We start from the raw sequence: 17,311 nt of genomic DNA, 5'->3' as shown, positions 1-17,311 counted from the left end.
GACGCCACGACGGCGCACGTCCGCGTCACCGAAGTCGCACGGGCGCCCGGCGGCCGAGGGGGCCGGCGCGGTGCGCAGACCCGCGCCGTGCGCGGCGCCGCCCGATCCGCGGCGGCCGACTCCTGGGCACGGGGCTCCCGCTCAGGGGGACTCCTCCACCAGGTCGGCCGCGCTGATCGAGACGGGGGCCCGGTGCCCGGACAGGGCGAGGGTGAGGTCGAACTCCGCGAGCAGCGAACGGATCACGTGTTCCACGCCGGCCTGTCCGTCGAGGCCCAGACCGTAGACGTAGGGCCGTCCGAGCAGCACCGCCCGGGCGCCGAGCGCGAGCGCCCTGAAGACGTCGTCCCCGGTGCGCACCCCGCTGTCGAAGAGCACGGTCAGCCGGTCGCCCACCGCCTCGGCGACCCGCGGCAGCGCGTCGGCCGCGGCCACCGAACCGGCCACCTGACGGCCGCCGTGGTTGGAGACCACCACCCCGTCCATCCCGGCGTCGGCGGCGAGCCGGGCGTCGTCCGGGTGCAGCACGCCCTTGAGGACGATCGGCCCGTCCCAGTGCTGCCGCAGGAGGGCGAGGTCGGGCCAGGTGTGGCTCGGGTCGCCGAACAGGCCGAGGAAGTGCAGCACGGCCGCGTTCGGGTCCTCGTGCACCGGTTTGGCGAGCCCCGCCAGGAACGCCGGGTCGGTGAAGTAGTTGGCGGTGCCCACGCCGTGCAGGAACGGCAGGTACGCCTGGTCGAGATCGCGCGGCCGCCAGGAGAGCAGCGGCGTGTCGAGCGTGACGACCAGCACCGAGAACCCGGCGGCCCGCGCCCGCGCGAGGAAGCTCTTCGTCACCTCGCGGTCCCTGCCCCAGTACAGCTGGAACCACCGCTCGGCGTCCCCCATCGCCTCCGCCACCTGCTCCATCGGCGTGCTGGAGGCCGAGGACAGGATGAACGGCACGCCCTGCGCGGCGGCGGCCCGGGCGGCGGCCGGCTCGGCGTCCGGATGCATGATCGACAGCACGCCGACGGGCGCCAGGGCCAGCGGGGCCGGCAGCGGGCGGCCCAGCACCTCCACGGCGAGGTCCCGCTCGCCGACGTCCCGCAGCATCCGCGGCACGATGCGGCGCCGCGCCAGGGCGGCCTGGTTGGCGCGCAGGGTGGAACCGTCGCCCGCGCCGCCCGCCACGTAGCCGACCGGGCCGGGCCCGAGCCGCCGCTCGGTCAGCTCCTCCAGGCGGGTCAGGTCGGTGGGCAGCCGCGGGACCACCCCCGTCATCCCGTTGAGATAGATCTCGTACTGGAAGTCCGCCCAGTGCTTCGCCATCCGTACGTCCCGCCTCTCCACGTCGAGTACGCGCCGTGGCGACCGTACTCGACGGTATGTGCGGGCCGGACTCCCAGGTGCGCCGGGAGCGGAAGCGGAATGTTTCAGGACGATTAACGAGGCGAGGGGATTCGGCCATCTGGCCGCACAGAGCGATCAAGAACCGCTCCGTTGAGCGGTCGACGTGCTCGAATTCCGTGACTTCGCGCCACTGATTCAATACGCAAGGTTACTCAAACCTGTGGGTGCGATGTGTGTTTCGACGGCGGAGTCGGCAGAGTGGCGCCCGCCGCCCCGGCACCCACCGGGCCGAGGGCGGCACCCGTCGAATCGAGCGGAAGGATGCACACAATGCGAACCACCGCGCGCTGGGCAGCGGCCCTCGGCCTCACGGCCGTCGCCGTCAGCGGACCCCTGACCGGGGCCGCCGTCGCCGCCCCGAGCTCGCTCTACGCCCCCTCGGCCCTGGTGCTCACCACCGGCCACGGCAGCGACGCGGCCACCGCCACGCCCGAGCGCGCGGTGACCCTCACCTGTGCGCCGGCCGCCTCCGGCACCCACCCGGCCGCCGCCCAGGCCTGCGCCGAACTGCGCGGCGCCGGCGGCGACCTCAACGCGCTGACGCCCAGAAGCGACGTGTGGTGCACCAAGCTCTACGACCCCGTCGTGGTCACGGTCGAGGGCGTCTGGCAGGGCAAGCGCGTCTCCTACGAGCGCACCTTCGGCAACACCTGCATGCGTGACGCCTACGGGTCGAGCGTCTTCGCCTTCTGAGACCCGGGATCGCACGGTGCTCGTGCCTGCCGAACAGGTCCGTAACTGGGGAGTGCGGCCTCTGGAGCGGGGAACCTGCGATCTCGCACCGGGGGCGGGCGGGCGGAGTGGGGCCGCCCGCCGCCTCCGGCACCACCGCCGCTCCCCGGCGCTCCCGTCCCCGGGAGCTCCGGGGAGCGGCGGAGTACGAACGGCGAAGGCCGCCGTCTCCCTGCTGACGGCGGCCCCTGGAACCTGCGGCTCCTGCGTGTGTCACATGTGGACGACCGGCGCCGCTTCCGGGTCCTGCACCGGCACGCCGGGCCGGAAGAGCAGGAAGGCGATCACCGCGCCCGCCGCGAACATCCCGGCCGACCACCAGAACGCCGTGGTGTAGCTCTCGATCGTGGCCTGGGCCTGCACCAGCTTGCTGGTCGCGTCCCGTCCGGAGAGGTAGCTGGTCGCCGCGCTCGCCGCGAGCGTGTTGAGCAGCGCCGTACCGATCGAACCGCCCACCTGCTGCATGGCGTTGACCGTCGCGGAGGCGACACCCGCCTCGTCGGCGGTCACTCCGCCGGTGCCCAGCTGCATGGCCGCCGGCATGACCAGGCCGAGGCCGAGGCCGGTGATGACCAGCTGCGGGAGCACCGCGCTGACGTAGCTGGAGCCGACGCCGATCCCGGTCAGCCAGGCCATGCCGGCCGCGGAGACCGCGAAGCCCAGCGGGATCACGACCTTCGGGCCGAGCCGCGGTACCAGGAGCTGGGTGCCGATCTGCGCCGTCACCATCAGGCCGCCGATCATCGGCAGGAACGCCACGCCGGTCTTCGTCGGGCTGAAGCCGAGGTTCAGCTGCAGGTAGTAGGTGAGGAAGAGGAACACGCCGAACATGCCGCCGGCGGAGATCAGCACCGTGAGGAGCGAGGCCGCGCGGTTGCGGTCCATCAGGATGCCCAGCGGCAGCAGCGGGTGCGCCGCCTTGGTCTGCCACCAGGCGAAGGCCGCCAGGAGCACGACACCAGCGATCAGGAAGCCCCAGGTCAGCGGCGAACCCCAGTCGTGCGTCTCGGCGTTGGAGAAGCCGTAGACCAGCGAGAACAGACCGGCCGCGACCAGGACCGTGCCCAGGACGTCCAGCTTGGAGTTCCCGGCGTCCCGGTGGTTGTGCAGCAGGGCCATGCCGCCCGCGAAGGCGACGAAGGCGATGGCGACGTTCACGTACAGGGTCGAGCGCCAGTCGAAGGTGTCGGTGAGGACACCGCCGAGCAGCAGGCCGACCGCACCGCCCGCCCCGGCGATGGCGCCGTAGACGCTGAACGCCCTGGCCCGCTCACGGGCGTCGGTGAACGTGGTGTTGAGCAGCGAGAGCGCGGTCGGGGCGAGCAGTGCGCCGAAGGCACCCTGCAGGGCGCGCGCGGTCACCAGCATCCCGAAGCCGTTCGCGGCACCGCCCAGCGCGGACACGGCGGCGAAGCCGGCGACACCTATGAGGAAGGCGGTCTTGCGGCCGAACAGGTCGGCGATCCGGCCGCCGAGCAGCAGCAGGGAGGCGAAGCTGAGCGCGTACGCGGTGACGATCCACTGCCGGTTGCCGTCGGAGAATCCGAGGTCCGCCTGGGCGGACGGCAGGGCGATGTTCACGATCGTGGCGTCGAGCACCACCATCAGCTGGGCGATGGCGATGACCGCGAGGATCCACCACCGCTTCGGGGAGGCCGCCGGGGGTGCCTCCGCGGCGCCCGCGCGGGCATCGTCGGTCAGGGTCTTCTCGGACATGAGGGAACCACTCCAGGGAAGTCGTTCGAGGGGACAGCAGAAGACGTTTCGGTAGCCGCGGCCTCACCAGCGCGCGAACGAAACGGTTTCGTACACCTTGAGATTAGAGCACTTTCAGCGAAACGGCAAAGTTTCGCTGGCATGGCTGTGCCCGGTTCCCCGCACGGCGGGGAACCGGAAGCGTCACCGACCGGTCAGGCCAGCTGCCGTCGCACCAGCTCGTGCAGCCGTCCGCCGGTGTCGGCGAGCAACTGCGCCGGCGGCCCCTGCTGGGCCACCTTGCCGTCCTCCATCACGATCACCCGGTCGGCGTCCATCACCGTCGACAGCCGGTGGGCGATCACGATCCGGGTGGCGTTCAGCTTCCGGGTGCTCTCGATGACCGTGCGCTGCGTGTCGTTGTCGAGGGCGCTCGTCGCCTCGTCGAAGAAGAGGATGCGGGGCCGCCGGATCAGCGCCTGGGCGATCATCAGCCGCTGCCGCTGGCCGCCCGAGATCGCCCCGCTCCCGGCCACGATCGTGTGCAGCCCCATCGGCATCCGCCGGATGTCCTCCGCGAGGCCCGCCATCTCGGCCGCCGCCATGGCCTCCTCCGGGGTGTAGGGCTCGGTGCCGCAGATGACGTCCAGGATCGAGCCGGTGAACGGCTGCGCGTGCTGGAGCACCACCCCGCACTGCCGGCGCACGGCGGACTGGTCAAGGGCGCCCAGGTCCTGACCGTCGTACAGGACGCTGCCCGACACCGGCTTGTCGAAGCCGATCAGCAGGCGCAGCAGGGTCGACTTGCCGCAGCCGCTGGGGCCGACGATCGCCACGAACTCGCCCGGACGGACGGCGAAGGAGACGTCGTCGAGGACGAGGGGACCGTCGTCCGCGTACCGGAAGGACAGCCGGCGTGCCTCCACGGCACCGGACAGCGGGCCGGGGCGGGTGCTGGCGGTGCGCACCTCCGGCGCCGCCTCCAGAACCGGCTTGATCTCCTCGAACAGCGGCAGCGCGGCCACCGCCGACACGAAGGAGCCGGTGAGCTGCGTGACCGAGGTGAGCAGCATCGTCACCGACGTGTTGAAGGTGAGGAAGGCCGCCGCGCCCATCACCCCCTTCGCCGGGCCCGCGAGCAGCATGAACATCAGCAGGGTGCAGACCGGGAGGTAGACCGACCCGAGCACGCTGGTGAGGTTCTTGATCCGGCCCACCTTCTGCTGGAGTTCCCGGCTGCGCGCGAACTCCCCGGCCCAGGCCGCGTAGGCGTAGTTCTCGGCCGCCGCCACCCGCAGTTTCGGCAGCCCGCGCAGGGTCTGGAACGCCTGGTTGTTGAGCTTGTTGCCGAGCACCACCAGGCGGCGCTGCCAGCGGACCTGCCACAGGCCGAGACCCAGGAACAGGGCGGCGATGACGACCAGCATGCCCAGGGCCGCCAGGGCCATCGGGGCGCTGTACCAGAACAGCAGGCCCAGGTTCATCGCCCCCACGGTCACCGACTGGGCGACCACCGGGCCGACGCCCGCCAGCAGCCGGCGCATCGCGCTGACCCCCATGGCGGCGCTCGCCAGCTCGCCGGTCGAGCGCTCCGTGAAGAACTTCGTCGGCAGCCGCAGCAGCCGGTCCCAGACGGCAGGCTGGAGGGTCGCCTCGATACGGCCCTCCAGGCGGAGGATCGTCAGGTTCTGCAGGAGCGTGAACGCGGCCGAGACCACGGCGCTGACCATCACCGCCAGACAGACCTGCGCGATCAGGTCCGTCTGCGCCGTCGGCACGTACGTGCCGAGCACCTTGCCGGTGGCGATCGGCACCAGCGAACCGATCGCCACCGTCACCAGCCCGGCCAGCAGCAGGTTCCCCAGGTCTCCCCGGGTGCCGCGCAGACAGAAGCGGAGCAGGCCGAGCGGGCCGGGCGCCTGGTCCGGCAACGGCCGGTAGAACATCACCGCGCGCGGCTCGAACTCCGCCGCGTTCGCCTTCTCCACCGGGGTCTCCCGGCCGGTCGCCGGATGGACGGCCACATAGCCGCCGCGCCGCCACAGCAGCGCGACCGGCGCCCCGGACAGCGCCCGGTGCCCGACCAGCGGACCCACGTTGTCCCGCCACCAGCCGCCGTCGAGCCGTACCGCACGGGTCCGTACCCGGGAGGCCAGCGCCACCCGCTCGACCGGGTCGATCCGGTCACTCCCGGTCGGCACAGCACCGGACTGCGCGGGCTCCGCGAGGGTGATGCCGGCCGCCTCGGCGACCAGCCTGCACGCCGCGTAGGAGGCGTCGGCGTCGGCGGCCGTGGTGCGCTTGGCCCCCTTGCCGATGGCGGCCAGCAGGGTCCGGTCGGCCTGGGCGCGCACCGCCTCACCGGCCTGGATACCGGCCGCCGCACGCGTCTCGTGGGTGCGCTCCAGCTGCTCGATCCAGCGGTCGAGGGTGGTGAGCAGGCGGTACTGCTGGTCGACCATGCTCTGCCACACGGCCGGGTCCATCAGCAGGTCGGCGGCCGCCTCCGCGCCGTACAGCGAGCCGTACTGCACGCTGCCGGGCGGCACCTGCATCCAGAAGACGTCGTCGTCGGCGGGAGCCGCCGCCCGCTCGCTCGCGGTCATCGGGGCCTGGAAGAGGATCGACAGACCGCGGCCGACGCCGAGCGCGAGGGCGTACTCCAGGGGACTGGTGGCCGGCGGTACGTACTGGGGGTTGCCGTACTCGTCGTAGGCCCAGGTCTGGGTGCTCGCGGGCTGGTAGAGCTCGCGCAGCCCGACGCGGTGCACCACGCAGTCGCGCAACGGGCGTGCCACCAGGGTGTGTTGCGGTCCCGCGACCGGACCGAGCAGCAGCGCGCCGGCCTCCAGCCGCCCCAGGTGGTGCCAGTGGCCCTGCTGCTCGGCGTCCACCGCGAACAGGTCCAGGGCGCCGGACGCCACCAGCCACAGCGTCTGCGGCCCTTCGAGGTCCAGCCGGTTGAAGCCGGTGCAGTCGATCCGGGCGCCCAGGGAGCCGAACGCGCCGAGAACCAGGTCACCGCCGTCCACAGTGGTCATCTCACCGCTCCCTGACCAGCGCGGCGTACGCCCCGCCGAGTGCCACCAACTCGTCGTGCCGGCCGCGCTCAACGATCGTGCCGTGCTGGAGCACCACGATCTCGTCGCTGTCGCGGACCGTGCTCAGCCGGTGCGCGATCACCACACAGGCGCAGCCGCGCCGCCGCAGGTTGTCCATGACGGTCAACTCGGTCTCGGCGTCCAGCGCGCTGGTCACCTCGTCGAGGACCAGGATGCTCGGCCGGCGCACCAGCGCCCGGGCGATCTCCAGGCGCTGCCGCTGCCCGCCGGAGAAGTTCCGGCCGTCCTGCTCGACCCTGCTGTGGATGCCACCGGGCCGGCGGGCCACCACGTCGTACAGGGCGGCGTCCCGCAGCGCCTCCACCACGGCCTCGTCCGGGATGGACGGGTCCCACAGCGCCACGTTGTCGCGCACCGAACCCTCGAAGAGGAAGACGTCCTGGTCGACGAAGGACACCGAGGCGGCGAGCGCGCCGCGCGGGATGTCCTCCAGCCGCTGCCCGTCGATGCGGATCACGCCCTCCCAGGGGGCGTACAGGCCCGAGATCAGCCGCGAGACCGTCGACTTGCCGCTGCCCGAGCCGCCCACCAGGGCCACCTGCCGGCCCGGCCCCACCGTCAGGTCGAAGCCGGTGAGCAGCGGCTTGTCCAGCGGGCTGTAGCCGAAGGTGATGTTCTCCAGCTCGACATGGCCCTGCAGCCGCCGGGTGGACCCACCGGCGCCGGGGCGCGCGTAGACCGGGTCGGCCTGGAAGTTCTCCACGTCCTTCAGCCGGGCCACGTCGGCCGCGAAGTCCTGGATGCGGCCCGCGACGCCGTTCAGCCGGGTCAGCGGGGCGGTGAAGCGGGTGACCAGGGACTGGAAGGCGACCAGGAGGCCGACCGAGATACCGCCTTCGACCGCCCGCATCCCGCCGATCCACAGGATCAGCGCGCTGTTGACGGTGGCCAGCGTCGGCGCCACCACGCCGAGCCAGGCGCTCGGCACCCCGAGGCGCTGCTGCTCCTCCAGGGTGCTCGCGTGCTGCCCGGCCCACCTGCGGAAGTAGCCGTCCTCGCCGCCGGTCGCCTTCATCGTCTCGATCAACTGGAGACCGGTGTACGAGGTGTTGGTGAGCCGGGCGGTGTCCGCGCGCAGCTTGGCGGTCCGGGTCGCCCGCAGCCGTACGACGAGCCGCATCGCCACGATGTTCAGCAGCGCCACGCCGATGCCGAGGAAGGTGAGCTGCGCGTCGTAGGTGTAGAGGAGCACGGCGTAGAGGACGACCACCACCGCGTCCACACCGGCCGCCGCGAGGTCGCGGGCCAGGGTCTCGGCGACCTGGTCGTTGGACTGCAGGCGCTGGACCAGGTCGGCTGGGCTGCGCTGGGAGAAGAAGGTGACCGGCAACCGCAGCAGATGGCGCAGGAAGCGGGCGCTGGAGAGGGTGGAGGAGACGATCCGGCCGTGCAGCAGGTTCGCCTGCTGCAGCCAGGTCAGCACCAGGGTGAGCAGCACACAGGTGCCCATCGCCGCGAACAGCACGGTGAGCAGCGAGGTCTGGCCGCCGATCAGGAACAGGTCGATGTACTGCCGGCTGAGCGCGGGCACCGCCGCGCCGACGACCACCAGCAGCAGGCTGGCCAGCACCGCCGCGGGCATGGTGCCCGCGGTGCCTCGCAGCCGACCCGGCAGCGCGCCGAGCACGCCCGGCCGCCTGCCGCCCTTCTCGAAGCCGTCGCCGGGTTCCAGGACCAGCACGACACCGGTGAAGCTGCCGTCGAACTCCTCCATGGGCACGAACCGGCGGCCCTTGGCCGGGTCGTTGATGTGGACGCCCCGGCGGCCGAAGCGGCGACCCATGCCGTCGTAGACGACGTAGTGGTTGAACTCCCAGAACAGGATCGCCGGCCCCTGCACGTCGGCGAGGGCCGCCAGGTCCATCTGCATGCCCTTGGCGGTGAAGCCGTAACTGCGGGCCGCCTTCAGCAGGTTGCTGGCGCGGGAGCCGTCACGGGAGACCCCGCAGGCGATGCGCAGTTCCTCCAGCGGGACATGGCGGCCGTGGTGGCCGAGGACCATGGACAGGGAGGCGGCGCCGCACTCGACGGCCTCCATCTGCAGCACGGTCGGGGTACGGACCGCCCTGCCGCGGCCCTTGGGCACCGGCCGCTTGGGCGGGGCGGCACGCCGGCGGCCCGGGGTCTCCTGGGCGGTGGTCACGGGAGCAGCCAATCGACGGGATGCTGGTCGGCCAGCCGGATCGAACCCGAGGCCAGGGTCATGGAGTCGAGCTTGAACGGCGGCCCGTCCGCCGAGGACCACCGGTAGCCGCTCTTCGTCGACGTCGACGTGTCCAGCCGGACCAGTACGGCCACCGGGCGGCCCTTCTTCGTGAACTGCTCGCCGAGCTGGCTGTCCCCGAGGAACGCCGAGATCGACTGGGCCGACTGCGCGGCGCGGTCCACCGACTTCACATGGCCGCGCAGCACGCCGTACTCCTGGGTGGACACCGACGACACGGTCAGGTCGACCCGGGCGTCGGCCGGGATGGCGGAGGCGTTCTCGGCGGGGACGTAGACCGTCGCGTACAGCGGGTCCGAGGCGTGGGCGACCTTCTCCACGGCGGCGACGTTCGTACCGGTCTGGATGATCTGCCCGATGGTGGCGGCGAGCGCGCTGATCCGGCCCGCGGCGACCGTGCGGACGACCGAGTCGCCCTGGCCGGTGCGTACCTTCAGGACCGGGGAGTTCGCCGGCAGCCGTTCGCCCTGCCGGGCGAGGACGGCCGTGACCTGACCGGCGACCGGGCTCTGCAGGACGTAGCTGCCCTGACCGTGGGTGAGGATGGCCTGCGCGCTCACCGTGGAGGCGACCGAACCGGTCACCGCCCACACCGAGGCCGCCGCCATCACGACGACGGAGACGGACAGCGTGAGCCAGCCCTGCGGCCGGGCGAAGCGCACCGGGAGGTCCAGCTCCTCCGGCGACTGGAGCTTGGCGAGGGCCTGTTGGCGGAACTGCACGGAACTTCGCCCACCTGTGGGAGAGATACTCGGGAGAGGCGCCGACGACGGGGGTGTCTCGGAACGCCCGAGAGCCCCGGGGCCGGGATCCGGCTCCGGGACTCAGCGGTGACCAGGTGCGATCAGAGACCGGCGACCAGGTTGGTGACCGGCTGGGTGTTCAGGCCGGTGACACCCTCGACGGTGCCGACAACCGTGTTGACCAGGCCGGAAACCGGGGCAACGCCGTCCACCAGGCCGGTGACGGTGCCGAGGGCGTTCACGGACAGGCCGCCGGAGACGTTGTCGAGCTCGGCGTCGGAGATCTCGACGGTCTCAACCTGGGGGGTGGAGTTCATGATGGAACTTCCCTTCATATGGGTATTCACAAGGGGGAGAGCGGCCCCCCAACGGCCCTCTGGGGACAGTACGGACGGCCGCGACCGCGGGCGGCAGGCTGCCCGTTTCCGGGAACCCTTCATGGCCCTGCGGTGCGATGGATCAAAGCACGCCCACGGTCCGCGCTTCCAATCAACCAAGCCCCTCACCTGGGCACTTGTGTCCCATGAGAGCTCAACCGTGCAGGCGTGCGCACGCAGTGTCGGCGACTCCTTCACAAGCCGCACGACTTCGTCGCGGGCACCCGGCTTGCGCTCCCGGCAGTGAATCCGGCACTCCGGGCCAAGCGCCCGTCAGGGGGAGCGTGATTGTGCAGATCCGTCGGCTCCGGTGACCTGCCTGGGCATGGGATGTGCAGATTCCCTGAAGCAAGGATTCCGGTCCATGACCACGACGGAACGTCATTGACCGACTGCTGACCGTGCCGGTTCTCGCTCATCGTGGTGTCGCCGAACGCCGTCCACCGGTCCGGCTCGGTGAGCACCGCTCCGATCAGGACATCCGGTCCGCTCACCGCGCGCTGGAACGGCGTCGGCCGCGGCGGTGGTCATCGGCGTCGGACGACCCGCGCGGATGGCCGATTCCCCTCCGGCTCGCAGAAGTTGGGAACCGGAATTGAACGCACCACGTGACCCGCGCGTACCTATGGCCATCCAGGCGCCGCTCACGAACGACTGCCCCTCACGGCAGACACTCCGTCCCTTGGAGGTCGAGAAGTTTGAGTCACAAGCGAATTCCGAAGCGCAAGGCCGCTGTCGCGGTGGGCGGTGTCGCGGCGCTCGGAGCGGCGGCCTTCCTGATCCCCATGGCCAACGCGTCCCAGGACAACGCCTCCGGCGCCACCACGGCCGCTCCCAGGACCCTGAAGGCGACGGGCGCCTCGGATCTCGCCGCGCAGCTCCAGCAGCTGCTCGGCCAGGCCTTCGCCGGGTCCTACTACGACAGCGCCAAGCAGCAGCTCGTCGTCAACGTCGTCAACGGCGACAACAACGTCATCGCACAGGCGGAGAAGGCCGGCGCGGCCGTACGGCAGGTCGCCAACAGCAGCAAGGCCCTCAAGTCCGCCGCCCGGACCCTGAAGGCCAAGGCCACCATCCCGGGCACCGCCTGGGCCGTCGACCCGAAGACCAACAAGGTCGTGGTGACCGCCGACAGCACCGTCACCGGCACCAAGTGGGACAGGCTGCAGTCCACCGTCCAGAGCCTCGGCTCGAACATGGCGACGCTGAAGAAGACCTCCGGCTCCTTCAAGACCTTCGTCTCCGGCGGCGACGCGATCTTCTCCCAGGTGCAGAACGGCGAGGTCCGCTGCTCCCTCGGCTTCAACGTCACCGCCTCCGACGGCAGTCCCGCCTTCCTGACGGCCGGTCACTGCGGGGTCGCGGCCAAGGACTGGTCGGACACCCAGGGCGGCCAGCCCATCGCCACCGTCGACCAGGCGCAGTTCCCCGGCAACGGCGACTTCTCCCTCGTCAAGTACAACGACGCCACCACCCAGGCGCCGAGCGAAGTCAACGTGGGCAACGGGCAGACCGTCGCCATCAAGCAGGCCGAGGACGCGACCGTCGGCACGACGGTGTTCCGGATGGGGTCCACCACCGGTCTGCACGACGGCCAGGTCACCGGCCTCGACGCCACCGTCAACTTCCAGAGCGAGACCGACCCGAACGGCGTCGACACCGTCAACGGCCTCATCCAGACCAACGTCTGCGCCGAGGCCGGTGACAGCGGCGGTTCGCTGTTCACGCAGGACGGCGGCGCGGTCGGCCTCACCTCCGGCGGCAGCGGCGACTGCACCGCCGGTGGCGAGACCTTCTTCCAGCCGGTGACCACCGCCCTGCAGGCGACCGGCGCCACGCTCGGCGACGGCGGCGCCGCGGGTGCCGGTGCGGGTGCCTCGGCGGACCCGTCCGCCACCGCGGCCGACCCCTCCGCCTCGGCCGGTGACCAGGCCGGCGGCGACCAGATCGGCGGCGCCGCCGACCCGTCCGCGACCGCGGGCGACCAGAGCGGCGCCGGCGACGCGAGCGGCACCGGCACCGGTACCGGTGACCAGTCCGGTGCGAACGCGCAGTCCGGCGCGAACGACCAGTCCGGGGCCGCCGCGAACGAGAGCAGCTCGGGCAACCACCAGAGCCGCTGATCGGCCCGACCAGCGGTCCCGGCCGGCAGTGGACGGTCCGGCCCTCCGGCGGGAGGGCCGGACCGCGCGGTGTCCGGCGCGGCCAGGGCGTGTTGCGAAAGTCCCGCCTGCCGCGCGACGCCATGCACGTCCCCCCCCCAGCCTTCGGCTGGGGGGGACCCCCAGAGCACGCACCTGACGCCGCGCGGCCCGCCCTCCGGGCGGACGACGGGACTTTCGCAGCACGCCCTAGGCGGCCGGAGCACGCTCCAGCGCTCCGAGAGCTCAGCCGTCGGGCAGCGCCCTGAGCAACAGCACCGCGACGTCGTCGACACGCTCCTGCGCCGCCGCACTGTGTCGCACGAGCGTGTCGGCGAGCCTGTCCAAGGGCTGGTCGCCGCTCTCCGCGAGCAGTTCTCCCAGGTCCACCAGCGCGTCCTCGATGTCCACCCCGGGCGATTCCACCAGCCCGTCGGTGTAGAGGGCGAGCACCGAGCCCGGCGCCAGTGACACCTCGGTCGTCGGGTACGTCGCGCCCGCGTCGATGCCCAGCAGCGGGCCCCCGGCCAGGTCGAGCACCTTGACCCGCCCGTCCGGACGCCTCAGCAACGGCGGCGGATGCCCGGCCCGGGCCATCACCGCCCGCCCCCGCTCCGGGTCCAGCCGCAGGTACAGGCAGCTGGCGAACAGGTCCGAACCGAAGTCGATCAGCAGCCGGTTGGTGCTGCGCATGACCTCCTCCGGAGCCTGCCCGACGGTCGTGAACGCCCGTACCCCGGTGCGGATCTGGCCCATCAGGCCGGCCGCCGTCACGTTGTGTCCCTGGACGTCCCCGATCACCGCCGCCGCCAGCGGCCGGGTCGGCACCAGGTCGTAGAAGTCGCCGCCGATCTCCATGCCGTGCATGGCCGGAAGGTAGCGGGCCGCCGCCTCGATGCCGGACGGCGGAATCAGCGAGTGCGGCAACAGGGCCGCCTGGAGACCGTGCGCCAGCTGGTTCTTCGCGTCGTAGAGCAGGGCTCGCTCCAGCGCCTGCGCGATCAGCCCGCCGAGACTGGTGAGCACGGCCCGCTCGTCGGCGGCGAAGGCGTGCGGCTCCGTGTAGGCCAGCACACAGGTGCCCACCGGCCGGCCCGACGCGATCAGCGGCAGGTACGCCCAGGCGGCGAAGGCGTCCACGGGCTCGTGCCGGTCCGGGTAGAGCCGCTCCAGCTGCTGCCGCGACTCGAAGAACCCGGGCACGCCGGTGTTCAGGACATGGGTGCCGGGCGTGCGTTCGGCCAGCGGAAGGCCGTCGAATCGTTCCACGACGTGCGGATCCTCGTAGCCTCGGTGCCCCAGCACGTGCAGCCGGCCGCCCCGCGACCCGAGGACCACCAGCGCCTGGCTGCCGACGGCCGGGGCGACCTCGTCCGCGACCAGCTGCAGCACGTCCTGCACGCCGACCGCCTCGGTGAGCGCCCCGGCCAGGCTCAGCACCTGCGAGATGGTGACCAGCCGGGGGGCGGCCGCGGCGTCGGCCCGCGGCGCCGACCCCAGCATCTCGGCGACCGCCCGGGCCCGGCTGATCCGGACGGTCAGCCCGCTGGTGCTCGGGTACAGCCGGAAGGACAGCCAGTCGCCCGGCGGTTTCAGCGCCACGAACGACGTCACCTGCTGGCTGATCAGCGCCGCCCGGTAGCGGTCCTCGTACATCGGGTCGTTCAGCCAGGGCACCGAGGCCCACGGCTGGGCGCCCAGCAGATCGTCCACGGGAACGTCGAGCAGCTCGGCCGCCGCCGCGTTGGCGAAGCAGACCCGCCCGTGCAGGTCGAGCGAGGCCAGCCCGTACGGCAGCCGCCCCACCATCCGCACCGCCTCCACCGTGGCCGCCACCCCCGACGACGGCGTCGCCAGCAGATCCGGCTCGGGCCGCAGCGCACGGTGCTGCCGTGCGGCCCGCTCCAGCCGGATCGCCAGCCGCTCGGCCGCGGCCGTCAGGGCCTCCCGCTCCCGGTCGGACAGTACGGTCGGATGTGCGCCGGGCCAGGTCACGAACATCGCCCCGTAGACGGTGTCCGCCGTCACCAGCGGCACCGCGGCCAGCGCGAAGGGGTACGGCAGCACCACCGCGACACGCGGGTACCGGCGCGCCATGTCCTCCTCGCCGCCCACCCACACCAGCCGCCGCTCGCGCGCCGCCTCCGCCACCGGGATGGGCGTACTCAGCCCGATGCGCTCCCAGGGTGCCGCGAAGGCCCGGGGCAGCCCCGCCATCACGGCCATCTCCAGCACCGGCTCGTCGGCCGCCATGAGGTAGACCGCGCCCGAGTGCGCCTGGACCTGCTCCATGATGCCGGCCAGCGCCAACGACAGCAGCGGCCGGCCGACCGGGGTGTCTCCGGCCGGCTGCGCGCCCACGTCCGGTTCCGGCTGCGCGGGAGGTGCCCCCGTCCCGTCGGACACGCCCGCCCACCTCCTCGTCCGGCCGCGTGTCAGGTCCTCGGGACCAAGGCTCCCTCGTGGCGGCGACCGGCGCACGGCGAGAGCGGGCACCCGGCCGCGCGGCCGGCCGTCGCCGGTACCCCGTTCGCCCCGGCACATTCCCCCTTAGTCGGAGCGCGCGAAGGTGCCCAGGCGCCGGGCGTGCGCCCCCGCGCACCCTGTTGGCCGGAACTCCGCGCCCGCGAGCGGTGGAGGACGCCAACAATGGGGCACGCGTTCAACACCTTGCACGGATGAACCGATGCAGGGCCGGCGGAGGGGGAGACGTTGATCCGGGTACTTCTGGTGCACGACACGTGTCTGGTGAGATCGGTCCTGGCGGAGTGGTTACGCCGGGAACCGGGACTCCGCGTGGACGACACGCCGTGGCGCAGTGCGCGTCGGCGGGTACGGACGGAGCGGCCGGACGTGTGCGCGGCGGACCTCGACAGCTCCGGCACGTACGGGGTGCCGCCGCTGAGCGACCTGCGTCCGGCGGAGGTGGGCGCACCGGCGCCGAGGCTGGTCGTGCTTGCCGGTGGGAACAGGCCGGGCCTGCTGAAGCGGGCGGCCGAAGCGGGAGCGCTCGGGTACGTGGACAAGGAGGGCGCGCCGGAACGGCTGGTCCACGCGATCCGGCGCGCCGCTGAGGGGAAACGTTTCGTCGACGACTCGCTGGGCTTCGGCTTCCTCAAGGCCGCCGAGATCCCGCTCACCCGACGGGAGCTGAGCGTGCTGGAGCTGGCGGCGGGCGGGGCGTCCATCGCCGAGATCGCCGGGAGCCTGCACCTGTCCAACGGGACGGTGCGCAACTACATGGCCGCGATCACCCGCAAGACCGGCGCCCGCAACCGCGTCGACGCGATCCGGATCTCCCAGGGCGAGGGGTGGCTCTGAGGGGACGGGGGGGGGGGTGACCTCGGAAGCCGGGGACGCCAAGGTTACGCGGCAGGGCTGGGCGGCAGGGCTACGTGACAGGGCTGCGTGAAGGTGCCACCAGATCCTGGTAGAGCGCACACGTGCGCAGCAGTTCCTCGTGGGTGCCGTACGCCGTGCGGGGACCGTCCATCACCAGGATCCGCCGGGCGCGCCGCGCCGAGTCGATCCGGTGCGCGACCACCACCAGGGTGCCCCCGGGACGCGCCGCGAAGGCCTGCTCGGCGCGGGCCTCGGCCGCCGGGTCGAGATGGCAGGTGGCCTCGTCGAGCAGGGCGAGCGGGGCCGGCGAGAGGTACGCGCGGGTGAGCGCGATCAGCTGCCGCTCGCCGGCCGACAGCACCGCCGGGCGCACCGGCGCGTCCGGTCCGCCGAGCCTCTCCAGCAGCGGGGTGAGCCCGACCGCCTCGGCCGCGGCCAGCAGCTCGTGCTCGGGGACCGGGTCCGGGCGCAGCAGCCCGAGGTTCTCCGCGAGGGTGCCGGTGGTGACGTACGCCTCCTGCGGGATCAGCACCCGCAGGGCGGCGGCTCGCGGCCCCGGCACGGGGTGACCGCACACCCGGATCTCGCCGTGCGCCGGGTCCAGCAGGCCGGCGGCGAGCGCGGTGAGCGTCGACTTGCCGATGCCGCTCGGTCCCACGACGGCGAGATGACCGCCGTTCGGGACGCACAGGTCGAGACCGTCGAGGACGGGGGTGCTCGCCGGACCGTAGGCGAAGGTGACGGCGGTGAGGGTGAGGGCCGGGGCGTCGGGGGCGGCCGGGGGGTCGCCGGGGCTCGTGGGCGGGGGGCCGCTCTTTGACGGCGGCCGCAGCCTGCGCAGCACGACCGTGAGGCGGGCCCCGCTGGTGCCGAGGCCGTGGACGAGGTTCTGCAGGGCGGGCAGCAGGGACTGCGTGACGTAGGCGAGCGCGCCGACCAGGGCGCCCGGGGTCACGCCGTGCCGGAGCAGCCAGGGCGCGGCGGCGAGCAGCAGCACCAGCGGCAGCTGGCCGCCGACGGCCAGGGCCGCCACCCGTACGACGCTCCAGCGGGCCAGCGCCCGGGCGGCCCGGTACTCGGCATCGACGCGCCGCCCGACGTCCGCGGCGATCCGCTCCTCGGCGCCCGCCGCCGTGACGTCCCGCAACCCCGGGCACACCTCGCCCAGCTCGGCGGCGAGGGCCTCGTCCGCGACGAGGAAGTCCTCCTGCCGGCGGGCCAGCGGGCGCAGCGTCGCCGCGAACAGGCCAAGCCCCGCGAGGAGCGGCGGGCCGACCACCAGAAGCAGCGGGGGAGCGAGGGTGCACAGCCCGGCGAGGGCACCGGCCGCCGTGAACACGAACGAACGGGACACCATCACCAGGCCGGCGAGGGTGTCCCGGGCGATCTCCGCCTGCTGGGTGAGACCGGACAGCGCACCCCGGTCCGCGTCCCGCACCCCGCGCGCGACCACCCCCGCCACCAGCCGGTCCCGTACCGGTTCGACCAGGTCGGCGACCACGCCGTACACCCGCCGGGTCCCGTACGCCCCCACCGCCACCCC

The 17,311-nt window shown here is 72.8% G+C and carries 11 protein-coding genes; 3 read left to right on the top strand and 8 right to left on the bottom strand.

Features of this window, described 5'->3' with window-relative positions:
* Nucleotides 1-141: 141 nt before the first annotated feature.
* Nucleotides 142-1,311: a lactate 2-monooxygenase gene (locus AB0G52_RS30165; protein WP_361340478.1), complete on the bottom strand. Its 1,170-nt coding sequence runs from the start codon at nucleotides 1,309-1,311 to the stop codon at nucleotides 142-144.
* A gap of 351 nt (nucleotides 1,312-1,662) precedes the next feature.
* Between AB0G52_RS30165 and AB0G52_RS30160 the strand changes: the two genes are divergently transcribed.
* Nucleotides 1,663-2,085, top strand: coding sequence for a subtilase-type protease inhibitor (locus AB0G52_RS30160; protein WP_132894284.1), 423 nt, complete (start codon nucleotides 1,663-1,665; stop codon nucleotides 2,083-2,085).
* 252 nt (nucleotides 2,086-2,337) lie between these two features.
* On the opposite strand, the gene AB0G52_RS30155 is transcribed toward AB0G52_RS30160, so the two are convergent.
* The 5 genes from AB0G52_RS30155 to AB0G52_RS30135 all read right to left on the bottom strand — a co-directional run bounded on the left by AB0G52_RS30155 (nucleotide 2,338) and on the right by AB0G52_RS30135 (nucleotide 10,225).
* Nucleotides 2,338-3,840: an MFS transporter gene (locus tag AB0G52_RS30155; RefSeq protein ID WP_132894282.1), complete on the bottom strand. Its 1,503-nt coding sequence runs from the start codon at nucleotides 3,838-3,840 to the stop codon at nucleotides 2,338-2,340.
* Between the two features lie 194 nt (nucleotides 3,841-4,034).
* Complete coding sequence (locus tag AB0G52_RS30150) at nucleotides 4,035-6,860, bottom strand: NHLP bacteriocin export ABC transporter permease/ATPase subunit (protein ID WP_361340473.1); 2,826 nt, start codon at nucleotides 6,858-6,860, stop codon at nucleotides 4,035-4,037.
* A 1-nt stretch (nucleotide 6,861) separates the two neighbouring features.
* Nucleotides 6,862-9,084 (bottom strand): NHLP family bacteriocin export ABC transporter peptidase/permease/ATPase subunit, encoded by a 2,223-nt coding sequence (locus AB0G52_RS30145; protein ID WP_132894278.1) that lies wholly within the window; start codon nucleotides 9,082-9,084, stop codon nucleotides 6,862-6,864.
* Nucleotides 9,081-9,887 (bottom strand): HlyD family efflux transporter periplasmic adaptor subunit, encoded by an 807-nt coding sequence (locus tag AB0G52_RS30140; protein ID WP_132894276.1) that lies wholly within the window; start codon nucleotides 9,885-9,887, stop codon nucleotides 9,081-9,083. The genes AB0G52_RS30145 and AB0G52_RS30140 overlap by 4 nt, the downstream gene beginning before the upstream one ends.
* 122 nt (nucleotides 9,888-10,009) lie before the next feature.
* Nucleotides 10,010-10,225, bottom strand: coding sequence for a type A2 lantipeptide (locus tag AB0G52_RS30135; RefSeq protein WP_132894275.1), 216 nt, complete (start codon nucleotides 10,223-10,225; stop codon nucleotides 10,010-10,012).
* 758 nt (nucleotides 10,226-10,983) lie between these two features.
* Here AB0G52_RS30135 and AB0G52_RS30130 point away from each other — a divergent pair.
* Nucleotides 10,984-12,408 (top strand): S1 family peptidase, encoded by a 1,425-nt coding sequence (locus AB0G52_RS30130; RefSeq protein WP_361340469.1) that lies wholly within the window; start codon nucleotides 10,984-10,986, stop codon nucleotides 12,406-12,408.
* Between the two features lie 264 nt (nucleotides 12,409-12,672).
* On the opposite strand, the gene AB0G52_RS30125 is transcribed toward AB0G52_RS30130, so the two are convergent.
* Nucleotides 12,673-14,970 carry a SpoIIE family protein phosphatase gene (locus tag AB0G52_RS30125; RefSeq protein WP_361340466.1) on the bottom strand — a complete coding sequence of 766 codons (2,298 nt, stop codon included), beginning with the start codon at nucleotides 14,968-14,970 and terminating at the stop codon, nucleotides 12,673-12,675.
* A 168-nt stretch (nucleotides 14,971-15,138) separates the two neighbouring features.
* On the opposite strand from AB0G52_RS30125, the gene AB0G52_RS30120 reads away from it, so the two are divergent.
* Nucleotides 15,139-15,747, top strand: a complete 609-nt coding sequence (locus tag AB0G52_RS30120; protein WP_361340463.1) for a response regulator transcription factor — start codon at nucleotides 15,139-15,141, stop codon at nucleotides 15,745-15,747.
* A 70-nt stretch (nucleotides 15,748-15,817) separates the two neighbouring features.
* Here AB0G52_RS30120 and AB0G52_RS30115 read toward each other — a convergent pair whose 3' ends face one another.
* Complete coding sequence (locus tag AB0G52_RS30115; protein ID WP_361340523.1) at nucleotides 15,818-17,125, bottom strand: ABC transporter ATP-binding protein; 1,308 nt, start codon at nucleotides 17,123-17,125, stop codon at nucleotides 15,818-15,820.
* Nucleotides 17,126-17,311: the final 186 nt, after the last annotated feature.

Origin of the sequence: Streptomyces sp. NPDC021562 (assembly GCF_040640875.1) — a bacterium.
Lineage (GTDB): Bacteria > Actinomycetota > Actinomycetes > Streptomycetales > Streptomycetaceae > Streptomyces.
The sequence above is the reverse complement of the archived record's forward strand: the minus strand, read 5'-3'. Positions and strand labels throughout refer to the sequence as shown.

Bases quoted from the DNA above. Each gene is read 5' to 3' on its own strand.
- AB0G52_RS30165 (WP_361340478.1), bottom strand. From the start codon at position 1,311: ATGGCGAAGCACTGGGCGGACTTCCAGTACGAGATCTATCTCAACGGG.
- AB0G52_RS30160 (WP_132894284.1), top strand. From the start codon at position 1,663: ATGCGAACCACCGCGCGCTGGGCAGCGGCCCTCGGCCTCACGGCCGTC.
- AB0G52_RS30155 (WP_132894282.1), bottom strand. From the start codon at position 3,840: ATGTCCGAGAAGACCCTGACCGACGATGCCCGCGCGGGCGCCGCGGAG.
- AB0G52_RS30150 (WP_361340473.1), bottom strand. From the start codon at position 6,860: ATGACCACTGTGGACGGCGGTGACCTGGTTCTCGGCGCGTTCGGCTCC.
- AB0G52_RS30135 (WP_132894275.1), bottom strand. From the start codon at position 10,225: ATGAACTCCACCCCCCAGGTTGAGACCGTCGAGATCTCCGACGCCGAG.
- AB0G52_RS30125 (WP_361340466.1), bottom strand. From the start codon at position 14,970: ATGTGCCGGGGCGAACGGGGTACCGGCGACGGCCGGCCGCGCGGCCGG.
- AB0G52_RS30115 (WP_361340523.1), bottom strand. From the start codon at position 17,125: ATGGTGTCCCGTTCGTTCGTGTTCACGGCGGCCGGTGCCCTCGCCGGG.